Annotated in this window: 20 protein-coding genes; 9 read left to right on the forward strand and 11 right to left on the reverse strand. The window is 41.4% G+C overall.

Translation table 11 applies throughout. The features are described 5' to 3' along the window. Nucleotides 1-342 (forward strand): integrase core domain-containing protein (locus tag A3EO_RS0111480; protein WP_018347251.1); only part of this gene is annotated, 342 nt, incomplete at its 5' end. Nucleotides 343-455: 113 nt separating this feature from the next. Here the strand turns inward: A3EO_RS0111480 and A3EO_RS0111485 are convergent. From A3EO_RS0111485 to pflA, 5 genes are all read right to left on the reverse strand, one after another. Further along, a complete protein-coding gene (locus A3EO_RS0111485) occupies nt 456-1,412 on the reverse strand; it encodes an AEC family transporter (protein ID WP_018347252.1) in 957 nt (318 codons plus the stop codon). A 132-nt stretch (nt 1,413-1,544) separates the two neighbouring features. Next, nucleotides 1,545-2,189, reverse strand: a complete 645-nt coding sequence (adk, locus tag A3EO_RS0111490; RefSeq protein WP_018347253.1) for an adenylate kinase — start codon at nt 2,187-2,189, stop codon at nt 1,545-1,547. Nucleotides 2,190-2,262: 73 nt separating this feature from the next. After that, on the reverse strand, nt 2,263-3,534 hold the full coding sequence (locus A3EO_RS0111495; protein WP_018347254.1) for an AmpG family muropeptide MFS transporter: 1,272 nt from the start codon (nt 3,532-3,534) through the stop codon (nt 2,263-2,265). Between the two features lie 13 nt (nt 3,535-3,547). Next, on the reverse strand, nt 3,548-4,564 hold the full coding sequence (gene galE, locus A3EO_RS0111500; protein ID WP_018347255.1) for a UDP-glucose 4-epimerase GalE: 1,017 nt from the start codon (nt 4,562-4,564) through the stop codon (nt 3,548-3,550). Nucleotides 4,565-4,588: 24 nt separating this feature from the next. Continuing rightward, nucleotides 4,589-5,329 carry a pyruvate formate lyase 1-activating protein gene (gene pflA, locus A3EO_RS0111505; RefSeq protein WP_018347256.1) on the reverse strand — a complete coding sequence of 247 codons (741 nt, stop codon included), beginning with the start codon at nt 5,327-5,329 and terminating at the stop codon, nt 4,589-4,591. Nucleotides 5,330-5,944: 615 nt separating this feature from the next. On the opposite strand from pflA, the gene mutH reads away from it, so the two are divergent. The 3 genes from mutH to A3EO_RS0111520 all read left to right on the forward strand — a co-directional run bounded on the left by mutH (nt 5,945) and on the right by A3EO_RS0111520 (nt 8,737). Next, complete coding sequence (mutH, locus tag A3EO_RS0111510) at nt 5,945-6,631, forward strand: DNA mismatch repair endonuclease MutH (RefSeq protein WP_018347257.1); 687 nt, start codon at nt 5,945-5,947, stop codon at nt 6,629-6,631. Between the two features lie 73 nt (nt 6,632-6,704). Beyond that, nucleotides 6,705-7,427 (forward strand): TerC family protein, encoded by a 723-nt coding sequence (locus A3EO_RS0111515; RefSeq protein WP_018347258.1) that lies wholly within the window; start codon nt 6,705-6,707, stop codon nt 7,425-7,427. Nucleotides 7,428-7,555: 128 nt separating this feature from the next. Beyond that, complete coding sequence (locus A3EO_RS0111520; protein WP_018347259.1) at nt 7,556-8,737, forward strand: hypothetical protein; 1,182 nt, start codon at nt 7,556-7,558, stop codon at nt 8,735-8,737. A 59-nt stretch (nt 8,738-8,796) separates the two neighbouring features. On the opposite strand, the gene purN is transcribed toward A3EO_RS0111520, so the two are convergent. Together purN and purM are read right to left on the reverse strand one after the other, a co-directional pair. Then, nucleotides 8,797-9,447: a phosphoribosylglycinamide formyltransferase gene (gene purN / locus A3EO_RS0111525; RefSeq protein ID WP_018347260.1), complete on the reverse strand. Its 651-nt coding sequence runs from the start codon at nt 9,445-9,447 to the stop codon at nt 8,797-8,799. Further along, nucleotides 9,447-10,487 carry a phosphoribosylformylglycinamidine cyclo-ligase gene (purM, locus tag A3EO_RS0111530; protein WP_013745232.1) on the reverse strand — a complete coding sequence of 347 codons (1,041 nt, stop codon included), beginning with the start codon at nt 10,485-10,487 and terminating at the stop codon, nt 9,447-9,449. The genes purN and purM overlap by 1 nt, the downstream gene beginning before the upstream one ends. A gap of 206 nt (nt 10,488-10,693) precedes the next feature. Here purM and upp point away from each other — a divergent pair, with 206 nt between their 5' ends. From upp to hda, 3 genes are all read left to right on the forward strand, one after another. Next, on the forward strand, nt 10,694-11,320 hold the full coding sequence (upp, locus tag A3EO_RS0111535) for a uracil phosphoribosyltransferase (protein WP_013745231.1): 627 nt from the start codon (nt 10,694-10,696) through the stop codon (nt 11,318-11,320). A 51-nt stretch (nt 11,321-11,371) separates the two neighbouring features. After that, nucleotides 11,372-12,610 carry a nucleobase:cation symporter-2 family protein gene (locus A3EO_RS0111540; RefSeq protein ID WP_018347261.1) on the forward strand — a complete coding sequence of 413 codons (1,239 nt, stop codon included), beginning with the start codon at nt 11,372-11,374 and terminating at the stop codon, nt 12,608-12,610. Between the two features lie 93 nt (nt 12,611-12,703). After that, complete coding sequence (gene hda / locus A3EO_RS0111545; RefSeq protein WP_031204604.1) at nt 12,704-13,405, forward strand: DnaA inactivator Hda; 702 nt, start codon at nt 12,704-12,706, stop codon at nt 13,403-13,405. Nucleotide 13,406: 1 nt separating this feature from the next. On the opposite strand, the gene A3EO_RS0111550 is transcribed toward hda, so the two are convergent. After that, nucleotides 13,407-13,718 (reverse strand): DUF5377 family protein, encoded by a 312-nt coding sequence (locus tag A3EO_RS0111550; protein WP_018347263.1) that lies wholly within the window; start codon nt 13,716-13,718, stop codon nt 13,407-13,409. Nucleotides 13,719-13,827: 109 nt separating this feature from the next. Here A3EO_RS0111550 and A3EO_RS0111555 point away from each other — a divergent pair, with 109 nt between their 5' ends. Beyond that, entirely contained in the window at nt 13,828-14,889 is a 1,062-nt protein-coding gene (locus tag A3EO_RS0111555; RefSeq protein WP_013745227.1) for an AI-2E family transporter, read from the forward strand. Here the strand turns inward: A3EO_RS0111555 and mreD are convergent. From mreD to A3EO_RS0111570, 3 genes are all read right to left on the reverse strand, one after another. Continuing rightward, nucleotides 14,886-15,374: a rod shape-determining protein MreD gene (mreD, locus tag A3EO_RS0111560; protein WP_013745226.1), complete on the reverse strand. Its 489-nt coding sequence runs from the start codon at nt 15,372-15,374 to the stop codon at nt 14,886-14,888. The genes A3EO_RS0111555 and mreD overlap by 4 nt on opposite strands. Before the next feature lie 11 nt (nt 15,375-15,385). Continuing rightward, nucleotides 15,386-16,378: a rod shape-determining protein MreC gene (mreC, locus tag A3EO_RS0111565; protein ID WP_013745225.1), complete on the reverse strand. Its 993-nt coding sequence runs from the start codon at nt 16,376-16,378 to the stop codon at nt 15,386-15,388. 62 nt (nt 16,379-16,440) lie between these two features. After that, a complete protein-coding gene (locus A3EO_RS0111570; protein WP_026211131.1) occupies nt 16,441-17,493 on the reverse strand; it encodes a rod shape-determining protein in 1,053 nt (350 codons plus the stop codon). A gap of 372 nt (nt 17,494-17,865) precedes the next feature. Here A3EO_RS0111570 and A3EO_RS13585 point away from each other — a divergent pair. Beyond that, a partial coding sequence (locus A3EO_RS13585) for a hypothetical protein (RefSeq protein ID WP_169333132.1) occupies nt 17,866-18,353 on the forward strand: 488 nt, incomplete at its 3' end.

Consider the following 18,353-nt stretch of genomic DNA (forward strand, 5'->3'; position numbering starts at 1 on the left):
GCATTAAATCATGCCATGCTGACAACGGAAAGAACGAGGAAGATGTTGTTTCACTCAGACCAAGGCAGTATTTATGGGAGTGAGTCATTTATACGATGTGTGAAACAGCATGGTTTGATACAAAGTATGAGTCGCCGAGGAAATTGTTGGGATAATGCACCGATGGAACGCTGGTTTAGGAGTTTTAAATATGAATGGATGTTAAAGGGCGGTTATTCTTCATTAGATGAAGCCAAGGAAGATATTAAACAGTATGTGTTTTACTATAACAGGGTGAGACCGCATAGCTATAATCAAGGATTACCGCCAGTTTTAGCGAAAAAACCTATTAGGGACTGCTGATTTAGTGGATCACTACAGTTCTTTGCCTACTTTCTTACACAAGTAAGAAAGTAGGTCGTCTTTAGGCGAAATCCAAACTATCCACAAGTAAGAAAGTCGGTTGAAACAAAACCTCACATCCAATTCAACTGCTTCAAAATCACAATCCCAATAGCAGAACTCACAATCGCACCAATGGTAGTGATGCCAACAATATTAGCAGCGGTTTTGGCATTGCCGCCCATACTCCGTACCATTGGGTAACTGGCGACGGCAACCGGTGTGGCGCTCATTAAGAAAATCACGCCTAAACTGATGTTGTCTAAATTAAAGACACGTGCGAAAACCACCATCACTAACGGTGCAAAAAAGATGCGTCCGATACTGGATTGAAAAGCAATTTTTGAAGAGGTATCCATTCCTTTTAAATCCAAGCTGGCACCGGTGCAGAGCAGTGCCAACGGTAATGTCATTCGGGAGAGGTAATCGCCGGTGCTGATCAGCGGTTTAGGAATAGTGAAACCGAGTTTGCTGATGAGTAATGCCAACACAATCGAAATGACCAATGGGTTTTTCGCAATTTGGCGCAAGATGTGCATTAGGTTCGGTTTGCCGTTGGCAGCAAGTGAACGGCTTAGGGTAATCACCGCTAAAATATTGTATAAAATGGTGATGACCGCCGTATAAACCGATGCGGTAGCGATGCCGGCGGAGCCGTAGGCGTTGGCACAGAGCGATAAGCCGATAATGCCGCTGTTGCCACGAAAAACGCCTTGCACGAAGGTGCCGCGTTCACGTTTATCTTCGATATGTTTGGCGGCGTAAAATTCAGACAGTAAGAAAATAATGATACAGCCGAGATAACCGACAGACACCATTTTGAGCTGTGCGGCATAATCGGTCGGATGTTGCACAATGCTGAGGAAGAGCAGTGCCGGCAAGGTGATGTTGAAAACTAATTTTGATCCCTGTTGGCTGAATTGATCGTTGATCATTCCGATACGGCGCAGATAGATTCCTAAAAACAGCATTAAAATATTGGGCAAGGTGACGCCGATAGAAAATGATATGGATGCTAGAAATCCCTCCATTTTTACCTCACTTGTCGGGTTAACATAGCAACGAGGAGTTAGCTCATTGTGAAGAAAAAAGTGTGCTGATGAAAATGATCAGCACACGTCGCCATTATTTTATGTTTCGTTGCGAAACGAATTGAAAGGAAATTAACCTAAAATTTCTGCCAATTTTGCACTGACAGCATCAACGGTTAAGGTACCGTCAAGACGAAAATAGGCAGTTTTACCGGCATCCGCTTCTTTTTTATAGTAATCAACTAATGGTTGTGTTGTTGAGTGATAAACTTTTAAACGATCCAATACGGTTTCAGGTTTGTCATCGGCACGGATAATTAAATCTTCGCCGGTAACGTCATCTTTACCTTCCACTTTAGGCGGATTGTAAACAATGTGGTAGCTGCGTCCGGACGGTTGGTGTACACGACGACCGCTCATACGTTCCACAATCACTTCATCCGGCACATCAAATTCCAATACGAAGTCGATCGCAATACCGGCAGCTTTTAAAGCGTCCGCTTGAGGAATAGTGCGTGGGAAGCCGTCTAATAAGAAACCTTTTGCGCAATCAGGTTGTGCAACACGATCTTTAACCAATGCGATGATTAAATCATCCGGCACTAATTTACCGGCATCCATTAACACTTTTGCTTGTTTGCCTAAATCAGAGCCGGCTTTGATTGCGGCACGCAACATATCGCCGGTTGAGATTTGTGGAATACCGTATTTATTCATAATGAATTGGGCTTGTGTGCCTTTGCCTGCGCCCGGTGCGCCTAAAAGAATAATTTTCATAGATACCTCTTGTCGTTCAAAAATGTGAATACCTTACCTGTATGTGGTAGTAAACACAAGCTAAATTAAAAATTTATTGCTCGGTTGTTGCTGCTTTGTAAGGAGCGACCCAAAACAGGCACAGCATTCCCGGAATCGCCAGCACGAAACAGAGCAGATAAAAGTGATAATAACCTAATTGTTCAATCAGCCAACCTGCGCTTGAGCCCAATAATGTGCGGGGCAGTGCCGCTAAACTGGTGAATAAGGCTAATTGGGTGGCGGTATAAAGCGGATTGGTTTCTCTTGCCATAAAGGCAACAAAGGCGGCGGTGCCTAAGCCGATACCGATATATTCGCCACCGACTACCAACGCTAACGCGAACAGTTCAAAATGTCCGACTTGTTGGAATTGCCCGAAATGCGCCAACCAAGCGAAGCCTAAAATGGTGAGAATTTGCACCAGCCCGAACCACCATAACGCTTTATTGATGCCGATTTTTAACATCAAAATACCGCCGACAATACTGGCGATCAACATTGGCCATAAACCGGCGTTTTTGGCGATGAGCGCAATATCCAAACTGCTGTATCCCATATCGATATAAAAAGGGGTCAGTAATGCGGTTGCCATTGTGTCGCCGAGTTTATACAGGCACATAAACGACAACACTAAAATCAGCTGTTTTGTACCTTTGCGTTGGTAAAATTCGGTAAAAGGTTCGATTACGGTCTGTTTTAGGGTTTTCGGCGGTGCCGCTTTCAGTAGCGGTTCACGAGCGATAAAGAGTGTTGCCAGTAAACCGGGCAGCATAAAAAGAGCGGTGATAATAAAGACGCTGTACCAGCTGTAATAAGCACTTAAAAAGATCGAGAGCGAGGCAGGCACTAATCCGGCAAGACGATAGGCATTAACGTGAATCGAGTTTCCTAGCCCCAGTTCATTGTCGCTTAAAATTTCACGTCGATAGGCATCCAGAACAATATCTTGCGTTGCAGAGAAGAAAGCCACAATGGTGGAAAGTGCGGCTATCATTGTTAAATCTTGTTGCGGTGTCAGCCAAGCAAATGTCAGCAGAGTAAACAGCAACAGTAATTGAAACAGAAAAATCCAACCTCGCCGCCGACCTAACAGCGGTAAGGCGTAACGGTCGAGCAGTGGCGACCACAAAAATTTCCAAGTGTAGGGTAAGTTGATTAAGGTGAACAGACCGATCGTTTTTAGATCGACCTGTTCGCTGCGCAGCCAGTAGGGAATCAGGCTGACTAAAATATAGAGCGGTAAACCGGAACTAAAACCGGTAAATACACAAATAAGCATATTACGGCTAAAAATTTGCTTGGAAACGGAGGTATTTACCGGCATAGGTGGTTCCTGATTAATCTTTATATCCGTTCGGATTATTTTTTTGCCAATTCCAAGTGTCGCGCATCATCTGTTCCAAATCACGATCGGTTTTCCAACCCAGTTCTTTTAATGCTAATGATGGATCAGAATAGCAAACGGCAATATCGCCTGGACGGCGGTCAGTTAGACGATATGGGATCTTAATATTATTTACCTTTTCAAAGGCGTGTACCATATCTAATACGGAATAACCGGTTCCTGTACCTAAATTATATATATGCAGACCAGCATCATTTTCGTGACGATTCAGTGCCTTAAGATGCCCGACTGCTAAATCAACCACGTGAATATAATCACGCACACCAGTGCCATCGTGGGTTGGATAGTCACTACCAAAGACGGAAAGTTGTTGTAATTTACCAATTGCCACTTGGCTGATATACGGCAAAAGATTATTTGGAATACCGTTCGGATCTTCACCGATCAAACCGCTTTCGTGCGCACCGACCGGATTGAAATAACGCAAGATGGTCATACTGAATTGAGGAATGGCTTTCACCACATCCATAATGATACGTTCCACCATAAATTTTGATGTGCCGTAAGGGTTGGTGGTGCCGCCGACTTTGCATTGTTCGGTAATCGGGATAATTTCCGGATCACCATAAACGGTGGCGGAAGAGCTGAAAACAAAATTGAAAACACCGGCTTGACGCATTTCATCAAGCAGCGTCAACGAGCCTTCAACATTATTACGATAATACTCAATCGGTTTGACCACGCTTTCGCCTACCGCTTTTAAGCCGGCAAAATGGATCACGGATTCAATGTTATGGTCGGCAAAAATGCGTTTTAATAAGGCTCGATCCAACACATCGCCCTGATAAAATGTTACCGCTTTGCCGGTGATCTGTTTAACACGATCCAAAGATTTAGCAGAGGAGTTGGAAAGATTATCCAACACCACTACTTCACGATTGGCATTGAGTAGTTCGACAACAGTGTGCGAGCCGATATAACCGGCACCGCCTGTAACCAAAACCGCCATTGTTACCTCCTTCGGTAAATTAATTTAATATTTTACGGTTAAGCCGAATTGTTCCAACTGAGCCTTAATTTTTTCCAATGACTCTTTTGTTGGCGGCTTAACCTCTTCCAATTCATATTTTAAGCCGAGCGTTTCCCATTTATGTTTACCCAACTGGTGATAAGGGAGCAGTTCGACTTTTTCGATATTCTTCATATCTTTAATAAATTCGCCCAATAACTGCACCGAGTGTTCATCATCGGTGTAACCCGGCACGACCACATAACGAATCCAGGCTTTTTGGTTACGTTTTTGCAGATATTTAGCAAATTCCAACGTGCGTTTATTGGAAACGCCGATTAAATCCTGATGAATGCTGTCATCAAGCTGTTTTAAATCAAGCAGAACAAGGTCGGTTACATCGAGCAATTCATCGATCACCTGATCATAATGACGCACAAAACCGTTGGTATCCAAGCAAGTATGGATACCCTCTTTTTTGCAAGCACGAAACCAGTCACGAATAAATTCCGGCTGCAAAATAGATTCACCGCCGGAAGCGGTAACACCACCGCCGGAGGCATTCATAAAGTGGCGATAGGTCACCACCTCTTTCATTAACTCTTCAACGGTAATTTCCTTACCGCTATGCAAATCCCACGTGTCACGATTATGGCAATATTTACAACGCATTAAACAGCCTTGCGTGAATAAAATAAAACGGATTCCCGGGCCGTCAACCGTACCACACGACTCAAATGAATGGATTCTTCCAACTACTGACATCTTACCTGCCTTTATGATTATACTATCTTCAAAAATTTTTTAATTTTAACTGAATTTGTTGTAAATGTCAGGCAGCGTTAATTACTGCTTTTTTGCATTAAATCATCTGTTTGCATTAAATTGTATAACAACAGAGATTTTGTTCATTTGCTTGGGTATAACTTTCTATTTAGTCGTAATAAAATGCACTTCTGTGGATAACTTTGTGGAAATTTTTAGACAAATTTGTGAAATGCGGTGGATATCTGTTTTTTCTATTTGATTTTAAATGGATTTTTTGAGGTGGCGGTTTTTGAGATTTTGTCTAAATTTTTATAAAATCAGCCATTGTCATTGCTATAAACTGGATCGGTTTGTCGGAAAAGTTTTAAAAAGCTGTTAAATTTTAAAAAATCAATACTGTTTTTTTATCCATACTGTGAGTTATTCAGAGAAACTGTGGATAAAATTGTGATTGAATGGCAGGAATTATGCGTATAATTAAAACAGCGTTGTTTTTTTAAACAGTGGCAAAAATAAATTTATTGATAAATCATTAGTTTAAAAATAATTGCCTAAAAAATAGAAAATTGGAAAACTTGAGTTTATTTTTTAATCAATCGATAAGGAGTCATTTTGAACGCCCCAATTACTGAATCACAATTAATGCAGCGAGCTTATCAACTCGCCGGCAGAACGTTTGCCGATATTGCCGCACAGTTGCAGATTGTTGTGCCACAAGATTTACGACGAGATAAGGGTTGGGTCGGGAATTTAATTGAGTGCGCTTTGGGTGCGTCTGCCGGCAGTAAACCGGAACAGGATTTTGCTCATCTTGGTATTGAATTGAAAACTGTGCCGATCAATCGTTTCGGTGAGCCGTTGGAAACAACGTTCGTCAGTTTGGCACCGTTGATTGATAACAACGGCATTGTTTGGGAGTGTTCGCACGTGCGTTATAAATTGTCAAAAGTGTTGTGGATACCGATCGAAGGCGAGCGCACGATTCCATTGGCACAACGGCGTGTCGGGCAGCCGATTTTATGGCAACCGAGTGCGGAAGAGGAGGCACAGTTAAAACAGGATTGGGAAGAGTTAATGGATTTAATTGTGTTAGGGGAGGTGAAAAAAATTGATGCTCGAATCGGAGAAGTGATGCAGTTGCGTCCGAAAGGGAATAACAATCGGGCACTTACCAAAGCGATCGGGCAACAGGGGCAGGTTATTGATACCTTGCCGCTGGGTTTTTATTTGCGAAAAAATTTTACTGCCAAGATTTTGCGTAATTTTCAGAATAACGGCTATTCCCTTTCACCGCGTTAGCTTTTATAGTATCGCACTCGTCATTGTTAAATAGAATGGCGAGCATTTGATTAACTTTGAATTTGGAGAATTTATGTTGGAGTGGATCAGCAGCCCGGAAGCGTGGGTTGCTCTTTTTACCTTAACGGCGTTAGAAATTGTATTAGGTATTGATAACATTATTTTTATCAGTATTTTGGTGGGGCGTTTGCCGGCGCATCAGCGTCAATCCGGACGGATTTTAGGCTTAGGTTTGGCAATGGGAACGCGTATTCTGTTATTGTTGTCATTGGCGTGGATTATGCGTTTAACCGAGCCGCTTTTTTCAGTATCAGGATATGAGATTTCCGGACGTGATTTGATTTTATTGCTTGGTGGTTTGTTCCTGTTGGTGAAGAGTACGCTGGAAATTCATCATAATATGGAAGAGAGTGCCAGCACAGAAGAGAAACCGGCGAAAAAAGTGAATTTTATCGGGGTGTTAATTCAGATTGCGTTGCTTGATATTGTGTTCTCACTTGATTCGGTGATTACTGCGGTGGGAATGGCGAATGATGTCGAAGTGATGATTTTGGCGATTATTTTAGCGGTCGGTGTGATGATGATTGCGGCAAAACCGATTGGCGATTTTGTGGAAGAACATCCGACATTAAAAATTTTGGCATTGTCGTTCTTAATTTTGATCGGTGTGTCTTTAATTGGCGAAGGTTTGTCGTTCCATATTCCGAAAGGTTATATTTATTTCGCTATGGGCTTCTCGGTTTGTGTTGAGATGATCAACCTAAGAATGCGCAAACATTTGAGCCAAAAGGGGTAAGTGAGTTTTGGCTATCCTCTCGATAATTTGGGGATAGCTGAAAATTTTAAGCTTATTTAAATTGTTCTGGTGATAAAGCGTGTTAGAAAAATGCTTTATGTTGCTATATGGCAGAGTAAGGATAGTTTATGCAAATTTTCGGTGTTTTATTAAGTTTATTTTTTATTATTGCCGGAGTTATTGGTTTAATTCGACCTAAGGTGTTTATTTTTAGGAAGAAATTTTTTGCTAGATGGCAGATTCTTATTTTGTCTATATTAGGTTTTTTTATCGGTGCCGGTATCACTGCTATTCCTAATGAAAAGCCGGAACAACAGCAAAGTTCGTTGATATTACTGGCAATCTTTATTGTCTGTTTTATATTAGTCGGTTTGAAAAGAAAAAGTATACCTGAAGAAGAGAAACAGGCGGAAACAGACACTATTGTCGAGAAGACAATATCTCAAACTAAGATGACTGATAAAGAGAAAAATAAAGTATTTTTTCAGATCAATAATATTTTGAGAAAGTGGTGGAAATCGATTAAGGATGCAATAAAAGAAGAACAGAAAAAGCAAGAATTGCGCAATCAACTTCTTCAGTTACTGAAACAATTTAGACAAGTTTCATATATGGATGAAAAATTACGTAATGATCTGAAGAAGTTTCATTATCAAGGTTTAACCTTATTATCGGATAGGGAGCGAATAAAATACGCTGAAGAGGCGTGTAAATCACTGGTTAAATCTACGGATTATTTTATTGTGAATTCATCTACCATTTCTCGGTTGAAAAATGCTTTTGATGCAGTGAAATTAAAACGAAGTGAGAGTACAGAATGTTATCGGGTTTTGGATGATCTTTCACGAAATTATAATTTACGTAATAAGGATCTGAAATCCGTTTATAGTGTCGCTTCTTTTTTTAAAAATCCGGGCGAAGTGGTGTATCTTGAAGTCACTGCGCAATGGATAGGAAAAGATATTTCTTATGTATTACGTGGAAATACAACAAGTGGCTTTATTGGTATGGGACTTGGTTCGGAATCAAAAATAGGTGTCGGTGTTGGATCGGGGTACACAAACGGTAGACTTGAAAAAGAAACGCAAACGACCAAAGCTTGGGGTGACTTGGTGATCACTAATCAAAGAGTTGTCTTTTCCTCAATAGAGAGAAGTTTTTCTATTCCTTATGCTGAGTTAATTAACTATTTTTGTTTAGGCGAGCAAGTAAAATTGAGTACCACAAAATCGGCAGAATCTATTGAATTGGAAGTATCTACCGCCGATGCTTATGCAGTAGAAATTGTTTTGAACAGATTGGGGTCATAGTACCTTTTTAGAAAGTTGCTAATAATCTTAGAAAATATTATTAGCAACTGTGTGATCTGCTATTCCTGATATTCAACAATCGGTGAAGTCAATGGTTTATCGTCGAAATAGGCTTCGGTGCGATAGCTAAGACGACCCTCGACAAACCAGCCAATCACTTGCGGATAATAACGCTGTTCATACTGTTTGACTCGATTGCAGAGCGAATCTTCATCATCTGTCGCCAAAATCGGCACTTTACACTGAAACACTATCTGTCCGCCGTCCATCTCTTCATTGACAAAATGAATACTGAAACCGTGTTCACTGTCGTGATTTTCCAATGCACGTTGATAGGTGTGTAAGCCGGGATATTTAGGCAACAGAGAAGGATGAATATTGAGAATTTTTCCTTCAAAACGTTGTGTGAAAGTGGCAGTTAAAATTTTCATATAACCGGCAAGCACAATCAGATCAACTTGATATTGTTCTAAAATATCGGCAATCGCCATATCCATTTGTTGATTATCAGCATAAGATTTACGTAAAAAAGTATGCGTCGGGATATTGGCGTTTTTAGCACGTTGCAGACCATAAACATCCGCTTTATTGCTGATTACGGTAACAATATCGGCATTAAGTCTACCGGCATTACAGGCGTTGATAATCGCCTGTAATGTTTGTCCTTCGCCTGAAATCAGAACGGCAATTCTTTTTTTATTTGATGACATTAGCGGATAATTACCTGTTTTTTGTCTTGTTCATCAAGGTGTTCAATTTGCCCGATAACCCACGCTTTTTCGCCGGTTTGTGCGAGCAGAGCAAGCGCAGTTTCAACATCTTCCTGTGGCAAAGCAATCACCATTCCGACACCACAGTTGAAGGTACGATACATTTCGTGAGTATCCACATTGCCGTTTTGTTGTAGCCATTTGAAGATTGCCGGCCATTGCCAGCTCTGTTCATTAATTACGGCACGAACGTGATCCGGCAAAACGCGCGGAATGTTTTCCCAGAAGCCGCCGCCGGTCAAGTGGGCAATGGCGTGCACATCCACACGTTTAATTAATTGTAAAATGGATTTCACATAAATTTTGGTCGGTGCGAGCAGATGTTCTGCTAACGGTTTTCCTTCTAAAAGTGTTTCGGCGGCGGAAACTTTTGCGACTTCAAGAATTTTACGAATCAAGGAATAACCGTTGGAGTGCGGACCGGAAGAGGCTAATGCAATTAATGCATCACCGACACGAACTTCGCTGCCGTCAATAATTTCATTTTTTTCTACCACACCGACACAGAAACCGGCAAGGTCATAATCGTTAGCGTGATACATTCCCGGCATTTCGGCAGTTTCACCGCCGATTAATGCACAACCGGATTGTTCACAACCATCGGCAATACCTTTGATCACATCACTGGCAACATCGACATCCAATTTGCCGGTGGCGTAGTAATCAAGGAAGAAAAGCGGCTCAGCACCTTGAACAATTAAGTCATTGACACACATCGCAACCAAGTCGATACCGATAGAATTATGTTTGTGCAGATCAATCGCTAAACGTAATTTTGTGCCGACACCGTCTGTTCCGGACACCAAAATCGGCTCTTTATATTTGGCTGGAATGGCACACAATGCGCCAAAACCGCCCAATCCGCCAATCACTTCAGGACGACGAGTGCGTTTAACGTGAGGTTTGATACGATCAACTAATTCATTACCGGCATTAATATCGACACCAGCATCTTTGTAACTTAAAGTTTGTTTGTCCACTTTTGCTCCTTTGCAGGGTTTATAGATGATTTCGGGCGCAGATTGTACCACGATTACGCAATCGTTTGCGATATTGATCGAGGGGAAAACGGAGAAATATTTTGAGGTAGATTAGGTTATTGTCATATTTTTCCGTTATTCGCTGGCTATTTTCAGTGTGAAAGTATAAAATCGTGCGATTTTTTTAAATTTTAGAGGACAGCAAAATGAAGATCGTTGAAGTGAAACATCCGCTTGTAAAACATAAACTCGGCTTAATGCGAGCGGCTGATGTCAGTACTAAACAATTTCGTGAATTGGCTACAGAAGTGGGCAGCTTGTTGACTTATGAAGCAACCGCCGATTTAGAAACTGAAGTGGTAACGATTGAAGGTTGGTGCGGTCCGGTACAGGTGGATCGTATTAAAGGTAAGAAAGTGACAGTTGTGCCGATTTTACGTGCCGGTCTTGGAATGATGGAAGGGGTGTTGGAACATATTCCAAGTGCGAGAATCAGTGTGGTCGGAATGTATCGCAACGAAGAAACTTTAGAACCTGTGCCTTATTTCCAAAAATTGGCGCCGGATATGGAAGAGCGTTTAGCGATTATTGTCGATCCGATGTTGGCGACCGGCGGTTCAATGATTGCAACTATCGATTTATTGAAAAAGGCGCAATGTCCAAAAATTAAAGTGTTAGTGTTAGTCGCTGCGCCGGAAGGTATTCGTGCGTTACAGAATGCACATCCGGACGTGGAACTTTACACCGCATCCATTGATGATCATTTGAATGAAAACGGTTATATCATTCCTGGTTTAGGGGATGCCGGCGATAAGATATTCGGTACTAAGTAGTATTGAATATCTTTTTTTTAGTTAATTTATCCAGAGAGGTGAAACTATTTTATGAGTCAAGATACTCAATCTCAAATTTCTGAAAGTAAAGTGAAGCAGGCGTTTGTTGGTCTGCAAATGTTGTTCGTTGCTTTCGGTGCATTGGTGTTGGTGCCGTTGATTACCGGTTTGGACAGTAATACCGCATTATTGACCGCCGGTGTCGGTACGTTGTTGTTTCAATTATGTACCAAACGCCAAGTGCCGATTTTCTTAGCATCGTCTTTTGCCTTTATTGCACCGATTCAATACGGTATTGCCACTTGGGGCTTTCCGGTGACACTTGGCGGCTTAACCTGTGCCGGATTGGTGTATGTGGCGTTAAGCGCGTTGGTGAAAATGAAAGGTGTGGAAGCGTTGCAAAAAGTCTTTCCGCCGATTGTGGTCGGTCCGGTGATTATTATTATCGGGATGGGGCTGGCACCGGTTGCCGTGGATATGGCATTGGGTAAGAACAGTAATTACAGCTATGATCAGGCGATTTTGGTGTCAATGATCACGTTGCTGACAACCTTATGCGTGGCGGTTTTTGCTAAAGGTATTATGAAATTAATTCCGATTATGTTCGGTATTGCCGCCGGTTATATTGTTTGTGCCTTTATGGGCTTAATTAACTTGCAACCGGTTTATGATGCGCCTTGGTTCAGTTTGCCAACAATTACGACTCCGGAATTTAAGTTGGAAGCGATTCTTTATTTGCTACCGATTGCGATTGCTCCGGCGGTTGAACACGTTGGCGGAATTATGGCGATCAGTTCGGTAACCGGAAAAGATTTCTTACAAAAACCGGGATTGCATCGCACCTTGCTTGGTGACGGTGTGGCAACTTCAGTGGCATCATTCTTGGGTGGACCGCCGAATACCACTTATGCAGAAGTGACCGGAGCGGTGATGTTGACGAAGAATTTCAACCCGACCATTATGACGTGGGCAGCAGTTTGGGCGATTGCCATTTCGTTTTGTGGTAAAGTCGGGGCATTTTTATCCACTATTCCAACCATCGTAATGGGCGGCATTATGATGTTGGTATTCGGTTCGATTGCTGTAGTCGGGATGAGCACCTTAATTCGTGGCAAAGTGGATGTGACTGAATCTCGAAACCTTTGTATTATTTCTGTGGTAATGACATTCGGTATCGGCGGAATGTTTGTCAATTTCGGCGAAGTGTCATTAAAAGGAATTAGCCTCTGTGCGATTGTGGCGATTTTGTTGAACTTAATTTTGCCGAAAGCACAAAAAACAGAAAATTAATCGCTAAATCATCAAAACAGGCGGTTTGAGTGCTTGCTCAAGTCGCCTTTTTTCTTTATTCTTATAACCAATTTTTTGCCGGCTATTTTAGGTATTTGTTTGCAATATCAATACATTTTACCGATTTACGAATTTGATCCTGAAACATTTGATAATTTTGATGCAGACAGCAATCAGTTGTTATGTAATTCGCTGTTTAAGAATTTTGCTCATCTGCAACAAAATTTTTTCTATATTTGGGGAGCGAAAAGCAGCGGTAAAACGCACGTGTTGAAAGCCGCTAATAATCTGTTTCTGCAACAGGAACGTAGCGCAATTTATATCCCTTTGACTAAAACCCACTATTTTTCACCGGAAATTTTAGAAGAATTGGAAGAGCTGGATTTGGTCTGTCTTGATGATTTGGGGGCGATTGCCGGCAATGATGAATGGGAAGTGGCGATTTTTGATCTGTTTAATCGCATTAAAGAAACCGGCAAAACCTTGTTATTGATGAGTGCCGATCAGCCGCCGCAACAGTTACCGATTAAATTGCCCGATTTGCGTTCCCGTTTAAGCTGGGGGGAAACTTATCAGCTGGCGGAACTTTCGGATGATAAAAAAGCCGCTGTTTTGCAACAGGCGGCTCGTAAACAAGGATTGGAATTGCCCGATGAAGTGGCAAAATTTTTGTTGAACCGTTTGGATCGTGATTTAACCTACCTTTTTTCTGTGCTTGAGAAGTTAGATAAGGCTTCGTTACAGGCACAACGCAAATTAACTATTCCGTTCGTTAAAGAGCAACTCCATTTATAAATTATTTGCCTAATTGGACATTCAATTCGCCGATTTTTACCCCTAGCAAACCTAAAGAAACTGGATCAAGTGATTCGCCTAAGAATTTAAACAGTGTTTCTAAATCATTAAACTGTTGAGAAAATTCAACTTTATCTTCTACTTTACGGCTAAAGTGAAAGCTAAGTGCGGTGCCGTTATAGTGTGCATCCAGTTGTACATAAACGGTTTCAAATAAATGGTTTCTCGCCCCTTCTTCACCCGGATCGCTCTGGCGTACCACCCAGCTGTTTTGGTAGAGAGGGTAAGTTTGATTTTCTGCTGATTTACTCATTCGTGCTTCCTTATATAGCCAATAAAAAGGTGCGCATAGTATAGTTTCTCCCTTTATTCAAGTAAATAACTTGCTTATAATCTAAGGGTTTTTGATTAAGGAGTAGGGTATGTTGGCTGTATTTAAAGAGTGGTACCGACGCCGTTTTAGTGACCCGCAAGCGGCAGGACTGTTCAGTCTGTTGTTGATAGTTTGTGTCGGATTTTATTTTTTTAGCGATCTTTTCACACCGTTATTGATTGCGATTGTGTTGGCATACCTATTGGAATTACCGATTCAGTATCTGACGACAAGATTTAAATTTCCGCATTTATTGGCTTTAGCATTGGTACTGGGCGGTTTTATCGCTGCAGTGCTGTTTGTCTTTATTGTGATGATTCCGACTCTTTGGAATCAAACCGTAAACCTATTGAAAGATCTGCCGACAATGAGCAATCAGTTGCATCAATGGGTGCTTTCTTTGCCGGAAAATTATCCTGAGTATGTGGATTACGCGATGATTGATACCGTTTTCAATGGTTTACGTGAGAAAATTCTCGGTTTCGGTGAATCGGCATTGCGTTATTCTTTAACTTCTATTGTCAGCTTGGTCACATTGGGCATCTATGCCTTTTTGGTGCCGTTGATGGTTTTCTTTTTATTGAAAGATAAAAACTATCTGATTTCCGGTGTGAGCCGTTTTCTGCCTAAAAATCGCCAATTAGTAAATCAGGTGTGGGATGAAATGAAACAGCAGATTGCCAATTATATTCGCGGCAAGGTTGTTGAAATTGTGGTGGTAACAGCGGTCAGTTATGTTACTTTCCTGATTTTCAAACTGAATTACTCTTTATTGCTGGCAGTAGCGATTGGTTTATCGGTGTTAGTGCCTTATGTCGGCGCTGTCTTGGTGACGATTCCGTTGGCGTTGGTGGCACTGTTTCAGTTCGGTTGGTCAGCAACGTTCGGTTATTTAATGCTGGTTTATACCATTACCCAAATTTTGGATGGTAATTTATTAGTGCCGTTGCTGTTCTCGGAAGCGGTTAATTTGCATCCATTGGTGATTATTGTATCGGTTATCTTTTTTGGCGGTTTGTGGGGCTTTTGGGGCGTGTTCTTTGCCATTCCGTTGGCAACGCTGGTGAAAGCCATTATCACTGCGTTGCCTCCGGTCACCGGCTCTGATTAACGTAGTGCTAGTTTGCGGCGTAGTCCTCTTAAGATCAGAAATAACCAAGGCCATAAAACGCCGCTTAATACTGCACCAATAAATTCTTGCGAATCGAATACGGCGCTGTGTAAAAACAGTGCCAACAAGAAGATACTGCAACGGATTAGAAAAACGAACAAAATGACCAATAGGCTTTGTTGCCACAAAGAGAGATTGCGTAAAATCATCGAATTAACGGCAATCAGATAGGCAAAAATGGATAAAATTAAGGTATGGATGCCCAAAATTGAGCCTAAAATCAGATCCCAAACCAAGCCGACTAAAAAGGCAATGCCGATATTGACTCGATTCGGAATTGCCATTACCCAATAAAGCAAAACCAAAACCACCCACGCCGGACGGTAGCCTCTGAATTCCGCCGGCCAAGGCATAATTTCCAAGACAAAAGCGATCACGAAAGTCAAGGCGATCATCAGCCATTGAAATAACACATTTGCTTTCATAAAGATTCCTTTTATTCTTCCTCTATTTTCTCTTTAGCGGGCGTCGGCTGACGCTGTTCTAAAGGCGGATCATTCTCTTCATTGCCGCTTTTGTTTTCATCGTTATTTTGTTGAGATGAAGATAAACGCTGTTTAACCACCTCTTTAATTTGATTCGGTGAATTGTGTAAACGTTTGATGTCTTCGTTGGTTGGCCACAATAGTAACAAGTAACGTAAACGCTCCAATGAGGCGAGCGGCTTGGCGACCACTGTCGCAAAATAGTTATTGCCTTCTCGGGATACTGATTCAACAATCGCAACCGGATAGCCCTCCGGAAAACGGTGCCCTAAACCGGAAGTGACCAACAAATCACCTTTTTCAATATCGGCTGAACGGGATACATTATCCAAAACTAATTCATCTGCACGACCGGTACCGCTGGCGATCACACGAATATCGGAGCGTAATACTTGCAATGGAATGGAATGGGTTACATCGGAAATGAGCAAAATGCGACTGGTATTTTGTCCGACAGAGATAATTTGCCCGACCACCCCTTTTTCATCAATCACCGGTTGCCCGACATAAGCGCCGTCTTTTTCGCCACGATTAATCACTACCTGCTGACGATAAGGATCGGTTTCCGCCGTAAGCACTTCAGCAATTTTTTTATATTCATCGTGGCGTAGCGGTGAATTTAATAATAAACGTAGCCGCTGATTTTCTACTTTTAATTGATCAAGCAATAACAGATCTGCATTTTTTTCCAACAGTTGATCTTTTAAGACTTTGTTTTCAATTTGCAAGGTGTTGGTATCCACCAAATTATCAGAAACACCGTCTAATAAAGAGCGTGGGGTATTGGCTAAATAATAGATCCAACTTACCGCAGTTTCCAATAAACTACGGAGTTGCAATAGATTACGAGTTTGCCCGTCGGAAAACATTAAAATAACCGATAATAGGGTTGCAAAAACTAATCGAACACCAAGAGAAGGGGATTTTGAAAAAATTGGTTTCATACTGTGAAAGCTAAAAATAGCGTAGCTTATTGCTAAGCCACGCTAAATGAATGATTTAAAAATTAATCGTCGCTGAAAATATCGCCGCCGAGTTTGTCGATCATCTCTAACGCTTCGCCACCACCGCGCGCTACGCAAGTTAATGGATCATCCGCTACAATCACCGGCACACCAGACTCTTTTGCTAACAGAATATCGATATTTTTCATTAATGCGCCACCACCGGTAAGCACCATTCCACGTTCAAAAATATCGGCAGCCAATTCCGGCGGACATTGTTCCAATGCGGTGCGTACTGCACGCACGATACCGTCAAGCGGTTGTTGAATTGCTTCCAAAACATCGTGAGTGTTTAAAGTAAAGGTTCTTGGCGCACCTTCCGCAAGATTATTACCTTGCACTTCCATTTCCAAGATTTCATCGCCTTCGGCAATGTAGGCGGTAGCAAGTTCTTTCTTAATTTTTTCAGCAGTGATTTCACCGATAGATGAACCGAAGGTACGGCGCACATAATTGATAATGGCATCATCGAAACGGTCACCGCCGATACGAACAGAAGAGGAGTAAACCACACCGTTTAATGAAATCACGGCAACTTCGGTTGTACCGCCGCCGATGTCGATGACCATTGAACCGGTCGCTTCAGAAACAGGCAGTTTGGCACCGATTGCTGCCGCCATTGGTTCTTCGATTAAATGCACTTCTCTAGCACCAGCTCCATAGGCTGATTCTTTGATTGCACGGCGTTCCACTTGGGTGGCGCCGGCAGGCACGCAAACAAGCACTCGTGGGCTTGGACGCATAAAGTTATTGCGATGAACTTGTTTAATGAAATATTGCAACATTTTTTCAGTGACGAAGAAGTCGGCAATCACACCGTCTTTCATTGGGCGAATCGCACTGATACTTTTTGGTGTTCTACCGATCATCAATTTTGCTTCGTGACCGACAGCGGCAATACTTTTTAAAGAGCCGACGCGATCCTGACGGATAGCCACTACAGAAGGTTCATCAAGCACAATGCCCTGACCTTTAACGTAAATGAGAGTATTAGCTGTACCTAAATCAATAGAGAGGTCATTAGAAAAAAGACCACGAATTTTTTTAAACATAATTTTCCGCTTATCTGAGTAATTAAATTGGGGTTGTTTTTACAGTGAAAAAAATTGGTGTAAATTTACCAAAAAATCGGGCTGTTTAACAGGGAGAGAATAGGATTTTTTATAAAAATCATTAAAACAAAAAAAGACTATTTCGATATTCTTATGTTGAAAATAAAAGCAACCACGGGGTTAAAAAGAGTAAAAAAGAGTAAAAAGTGAAATTAAAATTACAAATCCGAGCTTTTTTAGTTGCTTCCCCCCCCCCCCTAACCGGATATATTTTAAACAGCAAAGATTTAAATTAATGCTGAGATTTAAGATGCATCATAAATAAACGTCTTAAATGTTATTGTTATTCATTACTTAAAGTGAGGGGAAATCGCTATGTTAGATAGATCATTTTTTATATATTTAACACTGATGTTGTCAATATCTTTTAATGTTTTTGCTAAAGACGAAGAAGAAGCGGGGGATGGCGATGAAATACAGGATCCTTATGATTGTGCTCCTTGTGAGAGACTAAAGCTTATTGATGCCATACTTGGTGTTAATACTTTGGAAAAAGTAATCGACCCCAAAGATCCTAATAAACAATCAGAATTGTACCGGAAGTACGTTTTGGATTATATTCCTGGCGAAAAGAATGAAAATAGGAATGATCCCGAAGCTGTTAAAGAAATTAAAAAATTAAAGAAAGAGACAATAATTGGGACATTAGAAAGAGACATAGGTGAAAATACAACTTTTATAGAGACAAATAAAACTTTGATAACAGATAACACTAATGCGATAACGGAGAACAACAAAGCTATAACCAAAAACACTAATGCGATAACGGAGAACAACACAGCTATAACTAAAAACACTAATGC

Source organism: Gallibacterium anatis DSM 16844 = F 149, assembly GCF_000379785.1.
Taxonomy (GTDB): domain Bacteria; phylum Pseudomonadota; class Gammaproteobacteria; order Enterobacterales; family Pasteurellaceae; genus Gallibacterium; species Gallibacterium anatis.

Excerpts from the sequence above, each read along its gene's own strand:
- A3EO_RS0111550 (WP_018347263.1), bottom strand. The coding sequence starts at position 13,718 with ATGAGTAAATCAGCAGAAAATCAAACTTACCCTCTCTACCAAAACAGC.
- purN (WP_018347260.1), bottom strand. The coding sequence starts at position 9,447 with ATGTCATCAAATAAAAAAAGAATTGCCGTTCTGATTTCAGGCGAAGGA.
- A3EO_RS0111485 (WP_018347252.1), bottom strand. The coding sequence starts at position 1,412 with ATGGAGGGATTTCTAGCATCCATATCATTTTCTATCGGCGTCACCTTG.
- A3EO_RS0111495 (WP_018347254.1), bottom strand. The coding sequence starts at position 3,534 with ATGCCGGTAAATACCTCCGTTTCCAAGCAAATTTTTAGCCGTAATATG.
- upp (WP_013745231.1), top strand. The coding sequence starts at position 10,694 with ATGAAGATCGTTGAAGTGAAACATCCGCTTGTAAAACATAAACTCGGC.
- A3EO_RS0111540 (WP_018347261.1), top strand. The coding sequence starts at position 11,372 with ATGAGTCAAGATACTCAATCTCAAATTTCTGAAAGTAAAGTGAAGCAG.
- A3EO_RS0111515 (WP_018347258.1), top strand. The coding sequence starts at position 6,705 with ATGTTGGAGTGGATCAGCAGCCCGGAAGCGTGGGTTGCTCTTTTTACC.
- A3EO_RS0111520 (WP_018347259.1), top strand. The coding sequence starts at position 7,556 with ATGCAAATTTTCGGTGTTTTATTAAGTTTATTTTTTATTATTGCCGGA.
- pflA (WP_018347256.1), bottom strand. The coding sequence starts at position 5,329 with ATGTCAGTAGTTGGAAGAATCCATTCATTTGAGTCGTGTGGTACGGTT.
- A3EO_RS0111555 (WP_013745227.1), top strand. The coding sequence starts at position 13,828 with ATGTTGGCTGTATTTAAAGAGTGGTACCGACGCCGTTTTAGTGACCCG.
- galE (WP_018347255.1), bottom strand. The coding sequence starts at position 4,564 with ATGGCGGTTTTGGTTACAGGCGGTGCCGGTTATATCGGCTCGCACACT.
- mreC (WP_013745225.1), bottom strand. The coding sequence starts at position 16,378 with ATGAAACCAATTTTTTCAAAATCCCCTTCTCTTGGTGTTCGATTAGTT.
- mreD (WP_013745226.1), bottom strand. The coding sequence starts at position 15,374 with ATGAAAGCAAATGTGTTATTTCAATGGCTGATGATCGCCTTGACTTTC.
- adk (WP_018347253.1), bottom strand. The coding sequence starts at position 2,189 with ATGAAAATTATTCTTTTAGGCGCACCGGGCGCAGGCAAAGGCACACAA.